This window comes from Vibrio gelatinilyticus (genome assembly GCF_022836845.1).
Taxonomy (GTDB): domain Bacteria; phylum Pseudomonadota; class Gammaproteobacteria; order Enterobacterales; family Vibrionaceae; genus Vibrio; species Vibrio gelatinilyticus.
Genome location: NZ_JAJNNZ010000013.1, coordinates 67,128 through 81,285 on the forward strand (window position 1 = coordinate 67,128; position 14,158 = coordinate 81,285).

Annotated in this window: 12 protein-coding genes and 9 tRNA genes; 12 read left to right on the forward strand and 9 right to left on the reverse strand. The window is 46.2% G+C overall.

Annotation, left to right across the window (positions count from 1 at the left end):
* Window positions 1–27 precede the first annotated feature (27 nt).
* Window positions 28–594, forward strand: coding sequence for an elongation factor P (gene efp, locus LNL84_RS15020; RefSeq protein ID WP_244358379.1), 567 nt, complete (start codon window positions 28–30; stop codon window positions 592–594).
* A 68-nt stretch (window positions 595–662) separates the two neighbouring features.
* Here efp and frdD read toward each other — a convergent pair whose 3' ends face one another.
* From frdD to frdA, 4 genes are read right to left on the reverse strand one after another with little or no spacing between them, the layout of a single operon-like run.
* Window positions 663–1,025, reverse strand: a complete 363-nt coding sequence (gene frdD, locus LNL84_RS15025) for a fumarate reductase subunit FrdD (RefSeq protein ID WP_341829461.1) — start codon at window positions 1,023–1,025, stop codon at window positions 663–665.
* A 10-nt stretch (window positions 1,026–1,035) separates the two neighbouring features.
* Entirely contained in the window at window positions 1,036–1,419 is a 384-nt protein-coding gene (gene frdC / locus LNL84_RS15030) for a fumarate reductase subunit FrdC (protein ID WP_244358381.1), read from the reverse strand.
* A 3-nt stretch (window positions 1,420–1,422) separates the two neighbouring features.
* On the reverse strand, window positions 1,423–2,181 hold the full coding sequence (locus tag LNL84_RS15035) for a succinate dehydrogenase/fumarate reductase iron-sulfur subunit (RefSeq protein WP_244358382.1): 759 nt from the start codon (window positions 2,179–2,181) through the stop codon (window positions 1,423–1,425).
* Complete coding sequence (gene frdA, locus LNL84_RS15040; RefSeq protein WP_244358383.1) at window positions 2,181–3,995, reverse strand: fumarate reductase (quinol) flavoprotein subunit; 1,815 nt, start codon at window positions 3,993–3,995, stop codon at window positions 2,181–2,183. Before frdA ends, LNL84_RS15035 begins: the two co-directional genes overlap by 1 nt.
* 251 nt (window positions 3,996–4,246) lie before the next feature.
* Here frdA and epmA point away from each other — a divergent pair, with 251 nt between their 5' ends.
* Window positions 4,247–5,218, forward strand: coding sequence for an elongation factor P--(R)-beta-lysine ligase (gene epmA, locus LNL84_RS15045; protein WP_244358410.1), 972 nt, complete (start codon window positions 4,247–4,249; stop codon window positions 5,216–5,218).
* Here epmA and LNL84_RS15050 read toward each other — a convergent pair.
* The 4 genes from LNL84_RS15050 to rsgA form a co-directional block, all read right to left on the reverse strand.
* Window positions 5,215–6,111: a DMT family transporter gene (locus tag LNL84_RS15050; protein ID WP_244358384.1), complete on the reverse strand. Its 897-nt coding sequence runs from the start codon at window positions 6,109–6,111 to the stop codon at window positions 5,215–5,217. The genes epmA and LNL84_RS15050 overlap by 4 nt on opposite strands.
* Before the next feature lie 110 nt (window positions 6,112–6,221).
* Complete coding sequence (locus LNL84_RS15055) at window positions 6,222–7,637, reverse strand: SLC13 family permease (protein ID WP_244358385.1); 1,416 nt, start codon at window positions 7,635–7,637, stop codon at window positions 6,222–6,224.
* 264 nt (window positions 7,638–7,901) lie between these two features.
* Window positions 7,902–8,771, reverse strand: coding sequence for an archaetidylserine decarboxylase (asd, locus tag LNL84_RS15060; RefSeq protein ID WP_244358386.1), 870 nt, complete (start codon window positions 8,769–8,771; stop codon window positions 7,902–7,904).
* Window positions 8,772–8,894: 123 nt separating this feature from the next.
* Entirely contained in the window at window positions 8,895–9,950 is a 1,056-nt protein-coding gene (gene rsgA, locus LNL84_RS15065) for a small ribosomal subunit biogenesis GTPase RsgA (RefSeq protein ID WP_244358387.1), read from the reverse strand.
* A gap of 99 nt (window positions 9,951–10,049) precedes the next feature.
* Between rsgA and orn the strand changes: the two genes are divergently transcribed.
* The 10 genes from orn to LNL84_RS15115 all read left to right on the forward strand — a co-directional run bounded on the left by orn (window position 10,050) and on the right by LNL84_RS15115 (window position 12,089).
* On the forward strand, window positions 10,050–10,595 hold the full coding sequence (gene orn, locus LNL84_RS15070; protein WP_244358388.1) for an oligoribonuclease: 546 nt from the start codon (window positions 10,050–10,052) through the stop codon (window positions 10,593–10,595).
* A 170-nt stretch (window positions 10,596–10,765) separates the two neighbouring features.
* Window positions 10,766–10,841 (forward strand) — tRNA-Gly (locus tag LNL84_RS15075).
* A gap of 41 nt (window positions 10,842–10,882) precedes the next feature.
* Window positions 10,883–10,959: transfer RNA gene (locus LNL84_RS15080), tRNA-Met, on the forward strand.
* A gap of 118 nt (window positions 10,960–11,077) precedes the next feature.
* Window positions 11,078–11,153, forward strand: a tRNA-Gly gene (locus LNL84_RS15085).
* Between the two features lie 41 nt (window positions 11,154–11,194).
* Window positions 11,195–11,271: transfer RNA gene (locus tag LNL84_RS15090), tRNA-Met, on the forward strand.
* Window positions 11,272–11,389: 118 nt separating this feature from the next.
* Window positions 11,390–11,465 (forward strand) — tRNA-Gly (locus LNL84_RS15095).
* 41 nt (window positions 11,466–11,506) lie between these two features.
* A tRNA-Met gene (locus tag LNL84_RS15100) sits at window positions 11,507–11,583 on the forward strand.
* Window positions 11,584–11,701: 118 nt separating this feature from the next.
* Window positions 11,702–11,777: transfer RNA gene (locus LNL84_RS15105), tRNA-Gly, on the forward strand.
* A gap of 41 nt (window positions 11,778–11,818) precedes the next feature.
* Window positions 11,819–11,895, forward strand: a tRNA-Met gene (locus tag LNL84_RS15110).
* Window positions 11,896–12,013: 118 nt separating this feature from the next.
* Window positions 12,014–12,089 (forward strand) — tRNA-Gly (locus LNL84_RS15115).
* 749 nt (window positions 12,090–12,838) lie between these two features.
* Here LNL84_RS15115 and queG read toward each other — a convergent pair.
* Window positions 12,839–13,966 (reverse strand): tRNA epoxyqueuosine(34) reductase QueG, encoded by a 1,128-nt coding sequence (gene queG, locus LNL84_RS15120; RefSeq protein ID WP_244358389.1) that lies wholly within the window; start codon window positions 13,964–13,966, stop codon window positions 12,839–12,841.
* Window positions 13,967–14,158 lie beyond the last annotated feature (192 nt).

Genomic DNA, 14,158 nt, shown 5'->3' on the forward strand with positions numbered 1-14,158 from the left:
TAACTCGAAGAACACTAAGAGGAAAAAATGGCTACTGTTAGCACAAATGAATTTAAAGGCGGTCTTAAACTGATGCTCGATAACGAGCCATGCGTAATCCTAGAAAATGAATACGTAAAGCCAGGTAAAGGTCAGGCATTTAACCGCGTAAAAATTCGTAAGCTGTTGTCTGGTAAAGTATTAGAGAAAACCTTTAAGTCGGGCGAAACCGTTGAACTCGCAGACGTAATGGATATCGATCTAGATTACCTATACAACGATGGTGAATTCTACCACTTTATGAACAACGAAACATTCGAACAAATTGCTGCTGATGTAAAAGCAGTCGGTGACAATGCTAAGTGGTTGGTAGAAAACAACACTTGTATGCTTACTCTTTGGAATGGTAACCCAATTACGGTCACTCCACCTAATTTTGTTGAGCTTGAAGTAACAGAAACCGATCCTGGTTTGAAAGGCGACACTCAAGGTACTGGCGGTAAACCCGCAACATTGACGACTGGCGCAGTGGTTCGTGTCCCATTATTCATCCAAATTGGCGAAGTTATTAAAGTGGATACTCGTACTGGTGAATACGTCAGCCGTGTGAAGTAATTGACTTCAACCCAATGACTTATAATAAAAAAGGCAGCGAATCCGCTGCCTTTTTTGATGGGCTTAGCTTAGATCATAAAGACGAAGATGATCGCAAGAGCACTAATGAGGCCGGCAAAGAAGTAGCAAGCGACTTTGCCGGCAACGCCAACATGCAATTTAAGATCGTGCATACCATGATGCAAGCGATGCATCGCATGCCACATTGGAAGGGCGAGGGTGCCAATGACAAAAAGAGCACCAATAAAGCTTGTCGCAAATTCTGAAACGCGCTCATAGCTCAACGATTCAGCATCGATGACTCCGAGTGGTGCAAGGATACCGAGTACTAAGATGGTTACCGGGGTAATCATGGCGAACCACGTACCACCTGCGCCAAATAAACCCCACCAAATAGGCTCGTCGGAACGCTTTGGATTTTGGTTAATCACATCAAACTCCTTACACAATGATTAAAACAATCAGAGAGATTGCGGCAACCGCAGCCCACTGTGTTAATACGATCGTCTTCTTGTCAACCAACTTGCCTTTAATGCGAATTGGCATAACTTGGGGCATCATGCTGAAAAACGTGTGTGCATGAAGCAAGCTGCCAGCTAATGCGACGATATTGATAGCAACCACTAGTGGGTTTGCCATAAAACTTAGCCAGCTTTGCCATGCTTCAGGGCCTTTGACTAAGGCACCCAACCCAAAGGTCAGGAAGAGGGTAAACAATATCAGTGGTAAAACGGTCGCTTCTCTCAACATGTAGAAACGATAAAAAGGATTGTTTTTCCACCACGTACGTTTGACTTCACGAACATAAGGTTTTCGATTACTCATCCGTTATGCCTCCACTTTTTTCGGTGAACCGTCGGGTTTTAGCATCGCAATGACAAAGTCCATCGACGATTCGACTTTTCCTTGGTTGACGGCCGCGGCAGGATCGACATTTTTGGGACAGACATCAGAGCAATAGCCCACAAACGTGCAACCCCAGGCACCGTTGTCACCATTGATAAGCGCCATACGCTCGTCTTTACCGTTGTCTCGGCTGTCGAGGTTGTAGCGATGCGCTAAAGTCAGCGCAGCTGGCCCCATAAACTCTGGGTTTAATCCAAATTGAGGACAAGCGGCGTAACAAAGGCCACAGTTAATACACCCAGCAAATTGCTTGTATTTGGCCATTTGCTCTGGTGTTTGAATGTTGGTCCCGTCTTCAGGCGTGCGATTATTACCGATAATGTAAGGCTTAATTGCTTCCAATCGTTCGATGAAAGGAGTCATGTCGACGATGAGATCTTTTTCGATAGGGAAATTCGCCAAAGGCTCGATTTTCAGTCCATCGGTAAAGTCTCGTAGGAAGCTCTTACAAGCCAACTTAGGCACGCCATTCACCATGATGCCGCACGAGCCACAGATGGCCATGCGACAAGACCAGCGATAGGCGAGATCTTTGTCGAGGTAATCTTTGATGTAACCGATAGCATCGAGCACTGACATCGTTTCATCGAAGGGGACTTCAAACGTTTGGAAATAGGGCTCTGCATCATTCTCTGGGTCATAACGCAGAATATCGACTTTCTGAATGCGATTAATAGACATTACTGTTGTTCCTCCACGCGATTTTCTGCTGCTTTGGCTTCCTCAGCAGCGGCCTTCTCGGCAGCTTCACCGTAGAGACGAGCTTTTGGCTGAGATTTCGTGATGGTCACTTTGCTGTAGTCGACGCTTGGTGCCGCATCTTCTTGATAGAAGGCAAGTGAGTGTTTTAGGAAATTGTCATCATCACGCTCGGTACAACCGTCATCCAAACGCTGATGCGCACCACGTGATTCTTTACGAAGGATCGCGGAATGCACCATGGCTTCAGCTACTTCAAGACCGTAACCCACCTCAATCGCATACAGCAAGTCGGTATTGAACACTTTGCCTTTATCTTTGATGCTTATTTTCTTATAGCGAGCTTTCAGTTCAGTGATCTTGTCGATAGTCGCTTGCATGAGATCTTCTTGGCGATAGATACCACACCCCGCTTCCATTGTTTGACCCATTTCCGTGCGGATATCGGCCCAGTTTTCATCGCCTTCCTGGTTCATCAGGCCTTCTATTCTCTTTTCGACTGCTTTAATTTGCTCTGCGATCGACTCTTCGTTCCAACCTGTAAACTCAGCAGCGCGCTGCACGGCTTGCTCACCGGCTACACGGCCAAATACGACAAATTCAGCCAGTGAGTTGGAACCAAGACGGTTGGCACCGTGTAGGCCTACCGAAGCACATTCACCGACGGCAAATAGGCCTTTGATGCGAGTTTCACATTGACCGTTGGTCTCAATACCACCCATGGTGTAATGAACCGTTGGACGAATTGGAATTGGCTCTTTGGCAGGGTCAACATTGACGTAAGCTTTGGCTAGCTCGCAGATAAAGGGTAAGCGCTCTTGTAAGTAATCTTCGCCTAGGTGGCGCAGATCAAGGTGAACCACATCACCTAAAGGGTGCTTGATGGTGTTACCTTTTTGCTGCTCATGCCAGAAAGCTTGGGAAACTTTGTCACGAGGACCCAGTTCCATGTATTTGTTTTTCGGCTCGCCGACAGGTGTTTCAGGCCCCATTCCATAGTCTTGTAGGTATCGGTAACCATTTTTGTTGACAATGATACCGCCTTCACCACGGCAGCCTTCTGTCATCAAAATACCCGTTCCAGGCAGACCTGTTGGGTGGTATTGGACAAACTCCATATCACGCAGTGGGATACCGTGGCGATACGCCATCGCCATGCCATCACCTGTTACGATACCGCCATTGGTATTGCAGTGATAAACACGACCCGCGCCGCCCGTTGCCAATACGACTGATTTTGCCTTGATAGTGACTAACTCACCCTCAGACATATGAATGGCGATAAGACCCTGGACTTCACCGTCATTGACGAGCAAGTCGACAACAAAGTACTCATCGAATCGTTTAATTTGATCATATTTCATCGACGTTTGGAACAGAGTATGCAGCATGTGGAAGCCCGTTTTGTCGGCGGCAAACCACGTTCGCTCGACCTTCATACCACCAAAACGGCGAACATTAACCTCACCATTTTCTTTACGACTCCAAGGGCAGCCCCATTGTTCCATTTGAATCATTTCGCGTGTTGCATTTTTGACAAAGTAGTCAACAACATCTTGCTCACATAACCAATCGCCACCGCCTACGGTGTCGTTAAAGTGGTTGTCGAGACTGTCCTCATCTTTGATGACAGCAGCAGAACCACCCTCAGCTGCGACCGTATGGGATCGCATCGGGTAGACTTTAGAAATAAGTGCGACTTCTAATTCTGGGTTTGCTTCGGCGGCTGCTATAGCCGTTCTAAGACCAGCGCCACCGGCGCCGATGACCGCGATATCTGTGGTAATTGTTTTCACAGTTATCCTCCAGTGTGAAAGCGAGATGTTTCTCGCGAGTTATAATTTATTGCTAATTAAAGCTTTGTAGGGAGAAAGTCAGTTTAGAGAAGCGCCGCGTCAGAAAAATTGATGTAGTTGGGGTTTTCTCTCGGAAGTGCATGTATTGGCATAGTAAAATCTGCGATGTGTGATTAATATCACGCACAATTGAGCTAATCGATGTTAACGCGTACAATTATTGATAAATACAGCTAATGAGTTTGATTATGATTTGCAGTGACTGGCAGCCTACAGCCACCATGCTCTCCCTTAAAAAGCGCGCTTCGTTGATCTCCAAGATAAGGGCCTTCTTTTCATCACGTAATGTAATGGAAGTGGAGACGCCAGCAATGAGCCATGCAACGGTCACCGACGTGCATTTACACACTTTTACCACTCAATTTGTTGGGCCTGGGTATGCGGATGGGCGCACATTGTTTTTTATGACTAGCCCAGAGTTTCACATGAAACGGCTTCTGGCTGCGGGCAGTGGATCGATTTATCAAATGGGGCGAGCTTTTCGCAATGAAGAGAGTGGTCGCCATCACAACCCAGAGTTCACCATGCTTGAGTGGTATCGCATCGGGTTTGATCATCACCAATTGATGGATGAAGTCGACGAGTTGCTCATGCTACTACTCAAGACCTCCCCTGCCGAACGAATGAGCTATCAAGAAGCGTTCATCACACATTTGCAGGTGTGCCCATTGTCAGCCTCAATGAATGAGCTGCGTATTGCTGCCGATCAACTAGGGTTGAGTGACATTGCCGAAAAGGAGCGCGACCGGGATACCTTGCTACAGTTGCTGTTTAGCGTTGGTGTGGAAGGAAAAATTGGTCAATCGGTGCCAGCGTTTGTTTACGATTTTCCGGCTTCTCAAGCGGCGCTTGCTAAGGTGAACATGAATGATCCTCGAGTTGCGGATCGTTTTGAAGTGTATTTTCAGGGAATCGAACTGGCAAATGGCTTCCATGAGCTCGATAACCCCAAAGAGCAGCTTGCTCGATTTGAGAAAGACAATGAAAAACGCATGGAAATGGGGTTGAACCCACAACCGATCGACCATCACCTGATTGCGGCATTAGACGCTGGATTGCCGCCGTGTGCTGGCGTTGCGTTAGGAGTCGACCGTCTGATAATGCTGGCTATGGGCGCTAGCCATATTAATGAAGTCGTCGCCTTTCCCTTTCCGCGAGCTTAGCTGACCAAAATGCTGGTACCTGATACTGCCAGCAGAGCGCCTAACCACGCATATCGATTGGGGCGCTGTTTGGTATAGAGCCAAAGCAGCGGCAGTACCATGATTGGCGTGGTCGATGAAAGCAATGCCACCATGCCGACATTACCTGTTTGTAAGGCGAACAAAATCAGCGTCATTCCCACCGCCATTGCTAAAAAACCATTAAGAGCGGTAATGGTAAAAATAGACCACGTAATAGGATTGAGGCTTTTGGCGTGTCTTGCGCCAGTAAAGAGAAAAAGGCTGTGGGCGACAAATGCCGTGATCATCCGAATGGCTGATGCTGCGATTGGATCAACGTCTGTTTGCATAACGGGTTTTGCGATGATGCCACCTAAAGCCTGGCAGAGGGCGGCGGTGATGCCTAATCCAACCCCAAACCAGACATTCCCTTTGATGTTATCGAGTGCACTTGCCTTACTATTTGTATTACCTTTACGCCCAAAAAATATGGCTGTTGCAACACCAGAAAATACCAAAGCAGAGCCTAGCAGTTCAAGCGAGGTCATGGTTTCTGAAAATAAAAAATAGCCCAGTACGGCAGAAAACACAGCGTGGCAGGAGAACAATAGCCCAGCCTGCCTTGGGCCCATACGGTTGAGGCAAGCAAACAGCGCGGTATCGCCAATGAAGATCCCGATCAGCCCAGAAAGCATCATTGGCGTAATATGAGACGACGTGACGCTTGCCCAACCACCAGTCATCAGAGCCATTGACGAGAGAATGAAGGCAGTGCATCCCATTCTCCAACGACTGTAAGAAAAGGATCCTAAGTGCTTGGCGGGCGTGACCGAGATGATGCTTGATACTGCCCATAAAAACGCGGCAATCAGTGCCAACCATTCAAATCCCATTACTGTCCCTAGAGTCTGTGTTTTCTTTATTGGATTAGGTTTTACTACGGAGGCTAAGAAAGTGCAATGAAATCCTCTTGTCTCGCCAAGAGGATTTCACATCGGTGGTGTTAGGTTAGGATGAGCGTGGCGCTGTAGACGATAATCAGACCAATGACACCAATGATGATCCCCGTTTTAGCCATATCCTTACTTTCGATAAGCCCCGTCGAATAGGCTAACGAATTAGGAGGTGTAGAGACTGGGAGAATCATGCCAAGAGATGCCGAGAACGCAACTACGACGAGTAATCCTTGCAACCCGCCGATGCTTGCTAAGCTTTCCATCGAAGCGCCAATTGCGGCAGCGATAGGCATCAGCAAGTTGGCTGTCGCAGTGTTAGACATAAAGTTAGCCATTAACCAGCAGACCATCGATAAGGTCGCAACCACAGCCATAGGTGACAAAGACTCATAATCAATAGCGTGCGCCAGCGCCACCGCTAACCCCGTTTTATCGAGTCCGATGCCAATCGCAATTCCCCCGGCGACAAGCCAAAGAACATCCCAGTTGATTTGTTTCAGTTCCTCTTTGCCCATAATTCCGGTGAGCGTGAAAATGGCCAAAGGAATAATCGACACAACGTAGGTATTCATTCCATGTATCTTGGTGGTCATCCAAAGCACTATTGTCAGCGCAAAGGTGATATACACGACGATTGCGCGCCAATTGCGTTGAAATTGGCCGTTGAGCTTAAGAACCATCTCTTCTTGTGAAGAAGGAAACAGTTTTTGCAGTAAGAACCAAGCGATCGTCAGTTGAATCATTACAAAGGGCAAGCCCATCATCATCCAGGATAGAAAGTCTATGCTGTTTTCGCCGGTTAAATATTGCAATGCTATGGCATTGGGGGGAGTACCAATTGGAGTTGCTATCCCTCCGGTATTCGCTGCGATGGGGATACAAAGTACCAATGCTTTGATACCCAAATCGCCCTTAGGAGCGGAAGCGACGATAGGGCCAAGCAAAGCAAGCATCATCACCGTCGTCGCCGTATTCGACATAAACATAGAAAACACGGCGGTGATTAGCATCAGCCCGAGCATGATGTAACGAGGTTGGTGGCCAAAGGGCTTTAATAACACCCGCGCAAGGTTATTGTCGAGCTGGTACTTTGAGGCGGCAATCGCCAATGCAAACCCCCCCATAAAAAGGATAATAATTGGCGAAGAAAAGGCACCGAAAATGTCAGTGTATTTCATCAGCTCGCCAAGTTCGTGGCCAGCTGGTGGCGCACGAAATAGATGTAATCCCTTGTCTGAAATCATAATCAGCTCAAGAGCAATAATAAGGATAGAGGTGGCGAAAACCGGCACAGGTTCAAGCACCCATAATAGTGCAGCTAAGAGAAATATTGCCAAAAGTCGATGCTGGATGAGGGTTAGATCGTCAATAGGTATGGCATCGATAGGCATCATTAAGACGCCGAGAGGAATGGCAAAACAAGCAAATAGCTTGATGAGCAGCCCTGTGTTCAACTTAGGCATGGCAGTGATTACCCTATGTAATTTTTAAAGACTGCCAATTAGGTTAAATTATCTAAGAATTAGGGTCTTAGAGGATTGTTGTACTTTTGGAACTTTGTCGCGTTTTTCGTGACGAGTCTTGTTCTTTATCAATGAATAAGCCGGAAACAGTCGCCAGACATGACAGCGATAAAAATCATGACTCATTGCGTTACAAGAGAGACTGATTAAATGAAAAAACGGCGCGTTAAGCACCGTTTTTATCATGATAAAAGCGAATAATGATCAGGGTTGCGACGATGTACCGTGTGCGTATGGCGTCCCCATCACTGTTGGCTCATTATTTTTCATGGTGTCATCGAAAGTCAGTGCACCTTTAGCGAAGAGGTTAATGACCGTTGAGCCTAATTTAAAGCGGCCCATTTCTTCACCTTTCTTAAGAACAACAGCGCGGTTACCTTCGCTTGGGTAATCCCAGCGATAGATGCTTTTTCCACGCGGTGGAGTTACGGTGCCAGACCAGATTAGCTCGATACTGCCGACAATGGTTGCTCCAACTAAAACCTGCGCCATTGGGCCAAATTCAGTGTCGAAAATGCAGACTACACGTTCATTACGAGCAAACAAGTTTGGCACATTCTCAGCAGTCAGTGGATTTACCGAAAACAGATCACCCGGTACGTATATCATCTGGCGTAATACGCCGTCACATGGCATGTGAACTCGGTGATAATCGCGTGGCGATAGATACAGAGTCGCAAAGTCGCCATCGACAAACTCATTCGCTAATGCTTCGTCGCCACCTAGCAATTCTTGAGCACTATAATTGTGGTTCTTAGCTTGAATAAGTTGACCCGACTCAATCGGTCCGAACTGGCTCACACACGCATCGGCTGGGTGGCAAAGGGTGTCGCTGTTATCATCAATCGGGCGAGTCCCTTGTTTTAATTCGCGAACGAAAAACTCATTGAAAGTTTTGTAATGAGCAGGGTCTGAGTTGAGAGCTTCATCCATGTTGACGTTGTACTGCTTAACAAACCAGCGAATGATTCCCGTGGTTAGGCTGCCTGCTTCTGCAGATGCTAGCTTACCAACGAGGCGCGTTAGTCCATGCTTAGGGAGACAGTACTGCAGTCCAACTTTCATCTTATCCATTGTTTAAATTTCCAACACTCATTGAATATTCTTAATACAGGGCGCGAGATACTAAAGCAATTGTTGTGGGTTGTCAGCTTTTAGTCTCGCACATCTGGGTGGTGATAACAGTATTAGTGCTAATTACAAGTCAGCCTTTTTGTTACGTGAATACTGCCTATTCGCTTTATTTTCGACCATGCTTTCAATTATTCGGTGGTAATTCTCGTAACGAGAACGATCAATTTTTCCGTTCTCGACCGCTTCAGTGATGATACACCCAGGATCATCACCATGTTTACAATCTCTGAATTTACAGCCACCTAGATAGGGACGAAACTCAACAAAAGCGTCAGTGACTTCGTGGGTTTCTAGATGCCACAAGCCGAACTCTCGAACTCCCGGTGAATCGATCAAATCGCCACCCGATGGGAAGTGATACAGTCGAGCTGCAGTGGTGGTATGTTGCCCTAGCCCTGAATTGGAAGAGACTTCCCCTTCTTCAACGTCAAGCTCAGGCATCAGCGCGTTGACAAGGCTGGATTTACCAACACCAGATTGTCCAACGAAAATATTGATCTTGTCTTTGAGGTGGGTTTCAAGTTCAGAGATGCCTTCCCCTGTCTCCTTGCTCACAAAAACAACTTGATAACCAATGCGCTTGTAGATTTCCAATTGATCGAAAAAGGTTTGTCGCTGGTCGGTGTCGATAAGATCTATTTTATTAAGAACGATTAGAGGAGCAATTTGTAATGTTTCCGATGCTATGAGGTAGCGGTCAATAATATTGAGCGACAGTTCAGGCAAAACCGAAGAAACGATCACCATTTGATCGACGTTTGCTGCGACTGGTTTTAAACCGTCATAGTAATCAGGGCGGGTTACTATGGATCGTCTAGGCTCAACGGCTTCAACCACTCCAGAAATTCCGGCCATAGATTCAAGTCCAACGCGCCAAGTCACGATGTCGCCAGAGACAAGAGATTCTATCCCTCTACGCAAGTTGCAGCGGTGAACGTCTTGGGTTTCAAGATCTTCAATATCCGCATGCTGTCCGAAACGAGTAATAACAAGACCTTGTTTGGATCCGCCAAGCATGGACTCGTCCCATTGGACCGTCTCTTCATTTTTTAAGCGTTTTTTTTGATTGCTACGTACACGACGTACCTGACCTTTTGTCAGTTTTTTCTTTTTAGCCACAATATATTATTGATGCTCATCACATCAAACCGTTTGGGTTGCTGGATTTATTTTCGGTATAGTACCTTTTTTAAAAGAAAACAAATAGGCGAGGACAGTATGTCTTTTAGTGATCAGAACTTAATTTGGGTCGATCTTGAGATGACAGGGCTAGATCCTGAGCAACACAAGATCATTGAAATAGCTTCCATCGTGACGGACAGTCAGCTCAATATCCTAGCGGAAGGCCCTGTCATTGCGATTCACCAGCCCATTAGCGAATTGGCGAAGATGGACGATTGGTGTACACGGACTCACACCGAAAGTGGCTTAGTGAAGCGCGTTCAAGAAAGTGAGATTGATGAAGAACAAGCAATAAATGAGACGATTGCCTTTCTAGAACATTGGGTACCGAAAGGTGCATCACCGATTTGTGGCAACAGTATCGGCCAAGATCGACGTTTCTTGTACAAGCACATGCCAAAGCTTGAAGAGTATTTCCACTATCGTTATGTTGATGTAAGCACCATAAAGGAATTGACGCGCAGGTGGCAACCGAGTGTTTTAGACGGCTTTACCAAGCAAGGTACCCACTTGGCCCTTGATGATATTCGCGAGTCAATTGCAGAGTTAAAGTACTATCGCGAGAATATCTTTACTATCTGATGAAGTGCGTTTTTCGTGGGATTGCTCATAAAGTGTTAATTATGAGTGGTTTTTTGTGTGCTTTTTCATCAAGATCGAAAAAAAAAGAGTTTTTTATCCATAAGGACTTGCATCACAAAAAAATGCTCTTATAATTCGCAGCCCTAAACGACGAAACACGTTGTTTAATTGCGACACTAGCTCAGCTGGTAGAGCGCAACCTTGCCAAGGTTGAGGTCACGAGTTCGAACCTCGTGTGTCGCTCCAATTTGATAAGCTCTCATCATGCTTTAAATGATGACTACGGACGCGGGGTGGAGCAGCTTGGTAGCTCGTCGGGCTCATAACCCGAAGGTCGTCGGTTCAAATCCGGCCCCCGCAACCAAATTCAGACGAACGTTTGGTGGTTTTAATATCATAACCCTCAAGCCGTCGACGGATGCGCCGCCCGATTCAAATCAGGCCCGCAACCAAATTCAGTCAATAGCGTTTGCTGTTGATATGCGACACTAGCTCAGCTGGTAGAGCGCAACCTTGCCAAGGTTGAGGTCACGAGTTCGAACCTCGTGTGTCGCTCCAATTTGATAAGCTCTCATCATGCTTTAAATGATGACTACGGACGCGGGGTGGAGCAGCTTGGTAGCTCGTCGGGCTCATAACCCGAAGGTCGTCGGTTCAAATCCGGCCCCCGCAACCAAATTCAGACGAACGTTTGGTGGTTTTAATATCATAACCCTCAAGCCGTCGACGGATGCGCCGCCCGATTCAAATCAGGCCCGCAACCAAATTCAGTCAATAGCGTTTGCTGTTGATATGCGACACTAGCTCAGCTGGTAGAGCGCAACCTTGCCAAGGTTGAGGTCACGAGTTCGAACCTCGTGTGTCGCTCCAATTTGATAAGCTCTCATCATGCTTTAAATGATGACTACGGACGCGGGGTGGAGCAGCTTGGTAGCTCGTCGGGCTCATAACCCGAAGGTCGTCGGTTCAAATCCGGCCCCCGCAACCAAATTCAGACGAACGTTTGGTGGTTTTAATATCATAACCCTCAAGCCGTCGACGGATGCGCCGCCCGATTCAAATCAGGCCCGCAACCAAATTCAGTCAATAGCGTTTGCTGTTGATATGCGACACTAGCTCAGCTGGTAGAGCGCAACCTTGCCAAGGTTGAGGTCACGAGTTCGAACCTCGTGTGTCGCTCCAATTTGATAAGCTCTCATCATGCTTTAAATGATGACTACGGACGCGGGGTGGAGCAGCTTGGTAGCTCGTCGGGCTCATAACCCGAAGGTCGTCGGTTCAAATCCGGCCCCCGCAACCAAATTCAGACGAACGTTTGGTGGTTTTAATATCATAACCCTCAGGCCGTCGACGGATGCGCCGCCCGATTCAAATCAGGCCCGCAACCAAACTTAGTCAATAGCGTTTGCTGTTGATATGCGACACTAGCTCAGCTGGTAGAGCGCAACCTTGCCAAGGTTGAGGTCACGAGTTCGAACCTCGTGTGTCGCTCCATTTTCTCTCAGTAGAAAGAACAAGCCATCAGTGTGCTTAACGCTGACAAAGTGCAACACTCGCTCTGCTTATAGAGCATTCCCTAATAAGGTTGAGGTCAACTTCTTTATCTTAAATTAGAGAATATTATGTGCGGCCAAAATCAAATAGCCTTCATTGTGCTAAACAATGACGCTGCGGTATGAACTCGATAAAGTTCAACAAAGTTGAGATAACTTAGTCCCCATTACTGCTGCTCTTTACCCAATGCTGAGAAGCACCATCCCATGCAATCCAAGCTAATAGCGTTTGTTTTGAGTCATTCTCATAGTTATCCACCTTTTTGTGTCACTTAAAAGGCAAGATTTCCAGAGCTGGCAGTCAATTTACGTAAGCTAATGGTTTCAATTTACAGTTTAACTAACAGACTTACCCACAGAACAGTACTTGTGGATAACTTAGTGGGTAAAGTGTATTTATCCTTTTCTATAAAGTATTCCAGAAAGATCTTTTGGAAACGGAAAATGCCTTCTTCTTTTTGTTTTACTTTAACTGTTTGAAAATAAAGGTTTTTATTGTTTTTGGGCTTTAAGGCGTGAAACTAAAAATGATCAATAGCTTACATTTATTTGATCCTAGTCATATGTTGGATATGTGTTTAACCTTTTTTCTCAACGACTAAAGAGTGCATCGAATGTAGTTTTTCCACAAAATCAGAAATGAGATGCTGGTCAATAAATTATATTTGCTTTTTTAGGATGCCTTGTTGGTTATGCATCTCGAGGCAATCCCTTTTTCACTATCCGGATTAAGCGACGTTTTCTAATTTCAATGCGCGAGTTTTGCTCGAAAGGTAGCTGTGCAAGTTGTTGATCCAAAGCCCAAGAAATATGTTCATCAAGCAGTGTGCTCATGCCCATGCGCATTTCCAATGCATCCAGGTATTCTTGTTTAAATGGTGCATTACCAATAGCAACGGCAATGTTACGCAGCCACTGTTGATGCCCGATACGTCGAATGGCACTGCCTTCCAAATTTTTTAAGAAGGTATCTTCATCCCATTTAAACAATGCAAGTAGGTCAGAATCGCCAAAAATGTCTTTTCTCTGGAAGTCGTGGCGTTGAGAAAGCGGAGCTTCTCTATTCCAAGGGCAAACCAATTGGCAATCGTCACAACCATAGATTCTATTTCCGATCGCTTTTCGAAACTCAATCGGAATAGCGTCCTTGTTCTCTATGGTTAAATAAGAGATGCAACGCCTACTATCAACAATCCCTTCTTCAACGATGGCCGAGGTAGGGCAAGAGGTCATGCAAGCACTGCATTTTCCGCATTGATTGGTACTGGCTTCGTCGACAGGCAGCGGTAAGTTGATGAAAAGCTCACCTAGAAAGAACCACGATCCGGCATCTTCATCTAACAGCAGCGAATGTTTTCCTATCCAACCAAGTCCAGCTTGTTGTGCCAGAGGTCGTTCAAGTACAGGCGCTGAATCAACAAACGGACGGTAACCTAGTTCTCCCGCTTCGCTCTCTATTTTTTGCGCCAGCTTTTTCAGTTGGTTACGCATTAACTTGTGATAATCCCGCCCAAGAGCATAGCGACTAATATAACCACTATCTGCATTCTCAAGGTTTGAGGCAAATAAAGCCTGAGAGGGAAGGTAATTCATACGAACACTAATGATTCGGGTGGTACCAGGGTGGAGTTTATCCGGGTTCAGCCTTAGCTCCTGGTTTTCCGCCATCCAAGCCATATTGCCGTGATAGCCAGCCTCTAGCCAATTTGAAAGGCCGACTTGTTGTGTGGAGAGATCGATATCACTGATCCCAACTTTTTGGAATCCGAGTTCAAAAGCCCAGGTCTTAATGCTGCTGGCAAGGTTATCGAAATTCATTTAGTTTTCATCCACGGCGAAAAGGGGTCGTATTCTATACCTAAAGTGTACTCAATTCCGAGCAAAGATTAGGGGGATTGAGTAAGTTGTATGGATCTGTTTTTGTTATTGATCACGTCATAGACAATAATTTTCGGATAACTTACATAAGATCGCTTGTCTCTTAAAAGCCAGACAGTTTACTATTCTTAT

Bases quoted from the DNA above. Each gene is read 5' to 3' on its own strand.
- efp (WP_244358379.1), top strand. From the start codon at position 28: ATGGCTACTGTTAGCACAAATGAATTTAAAGGCGGTCTTAAACTGATG.
- frdC (WP_244358381.1), bottom strand. From the start codon at position 1,419: ATGAGTAATCGAAAACCTTATGTTCGTGAAGTCAAACGTACGTGGTGG.
- LNL84_RS15035 (WP_244358382.1), bottom strand. From the start codon at position 2,181: ATGTCTATTAATCGCATTCAGAAAGTCGATATTCTGCGTTATGACCCA.
- LNL84_RS15050 (WP_244358384.1), bottom strand. From the start codon at position 6,111: ATGGGATTTGAATGGTTGGCACTGATTGCCGCGTTTTTATGGGCAGTA.
- LNL84_RS15055 (WP_244358385.1), bottom strand. From the start codon at position 7,637: ATGCCTAAGTTGAACACAGGGCTGCTCATCAAGCTATTTGCTTGTTTT.
- asd (WP_244358386.1), bottom strand. From the start codon at position 8,771: ATGGATAAGATGAAAGTTGGACTGCAGTACTGTCTCCCTAAGCATGGA.
- orn (WP_244358388.1), top strand. From the start codon at position 10,050: ATGTCTTTTAGTGATCAGAACTTAATTTGGGTCGATCTTGAGATGACA.
- queG (WP_244358389.1), bottom strand. From the start codon at position 13,966: ATGAATTTCGATAACCTTGCCAGCAGCATTAAGACCTGGGCTTTTGAA.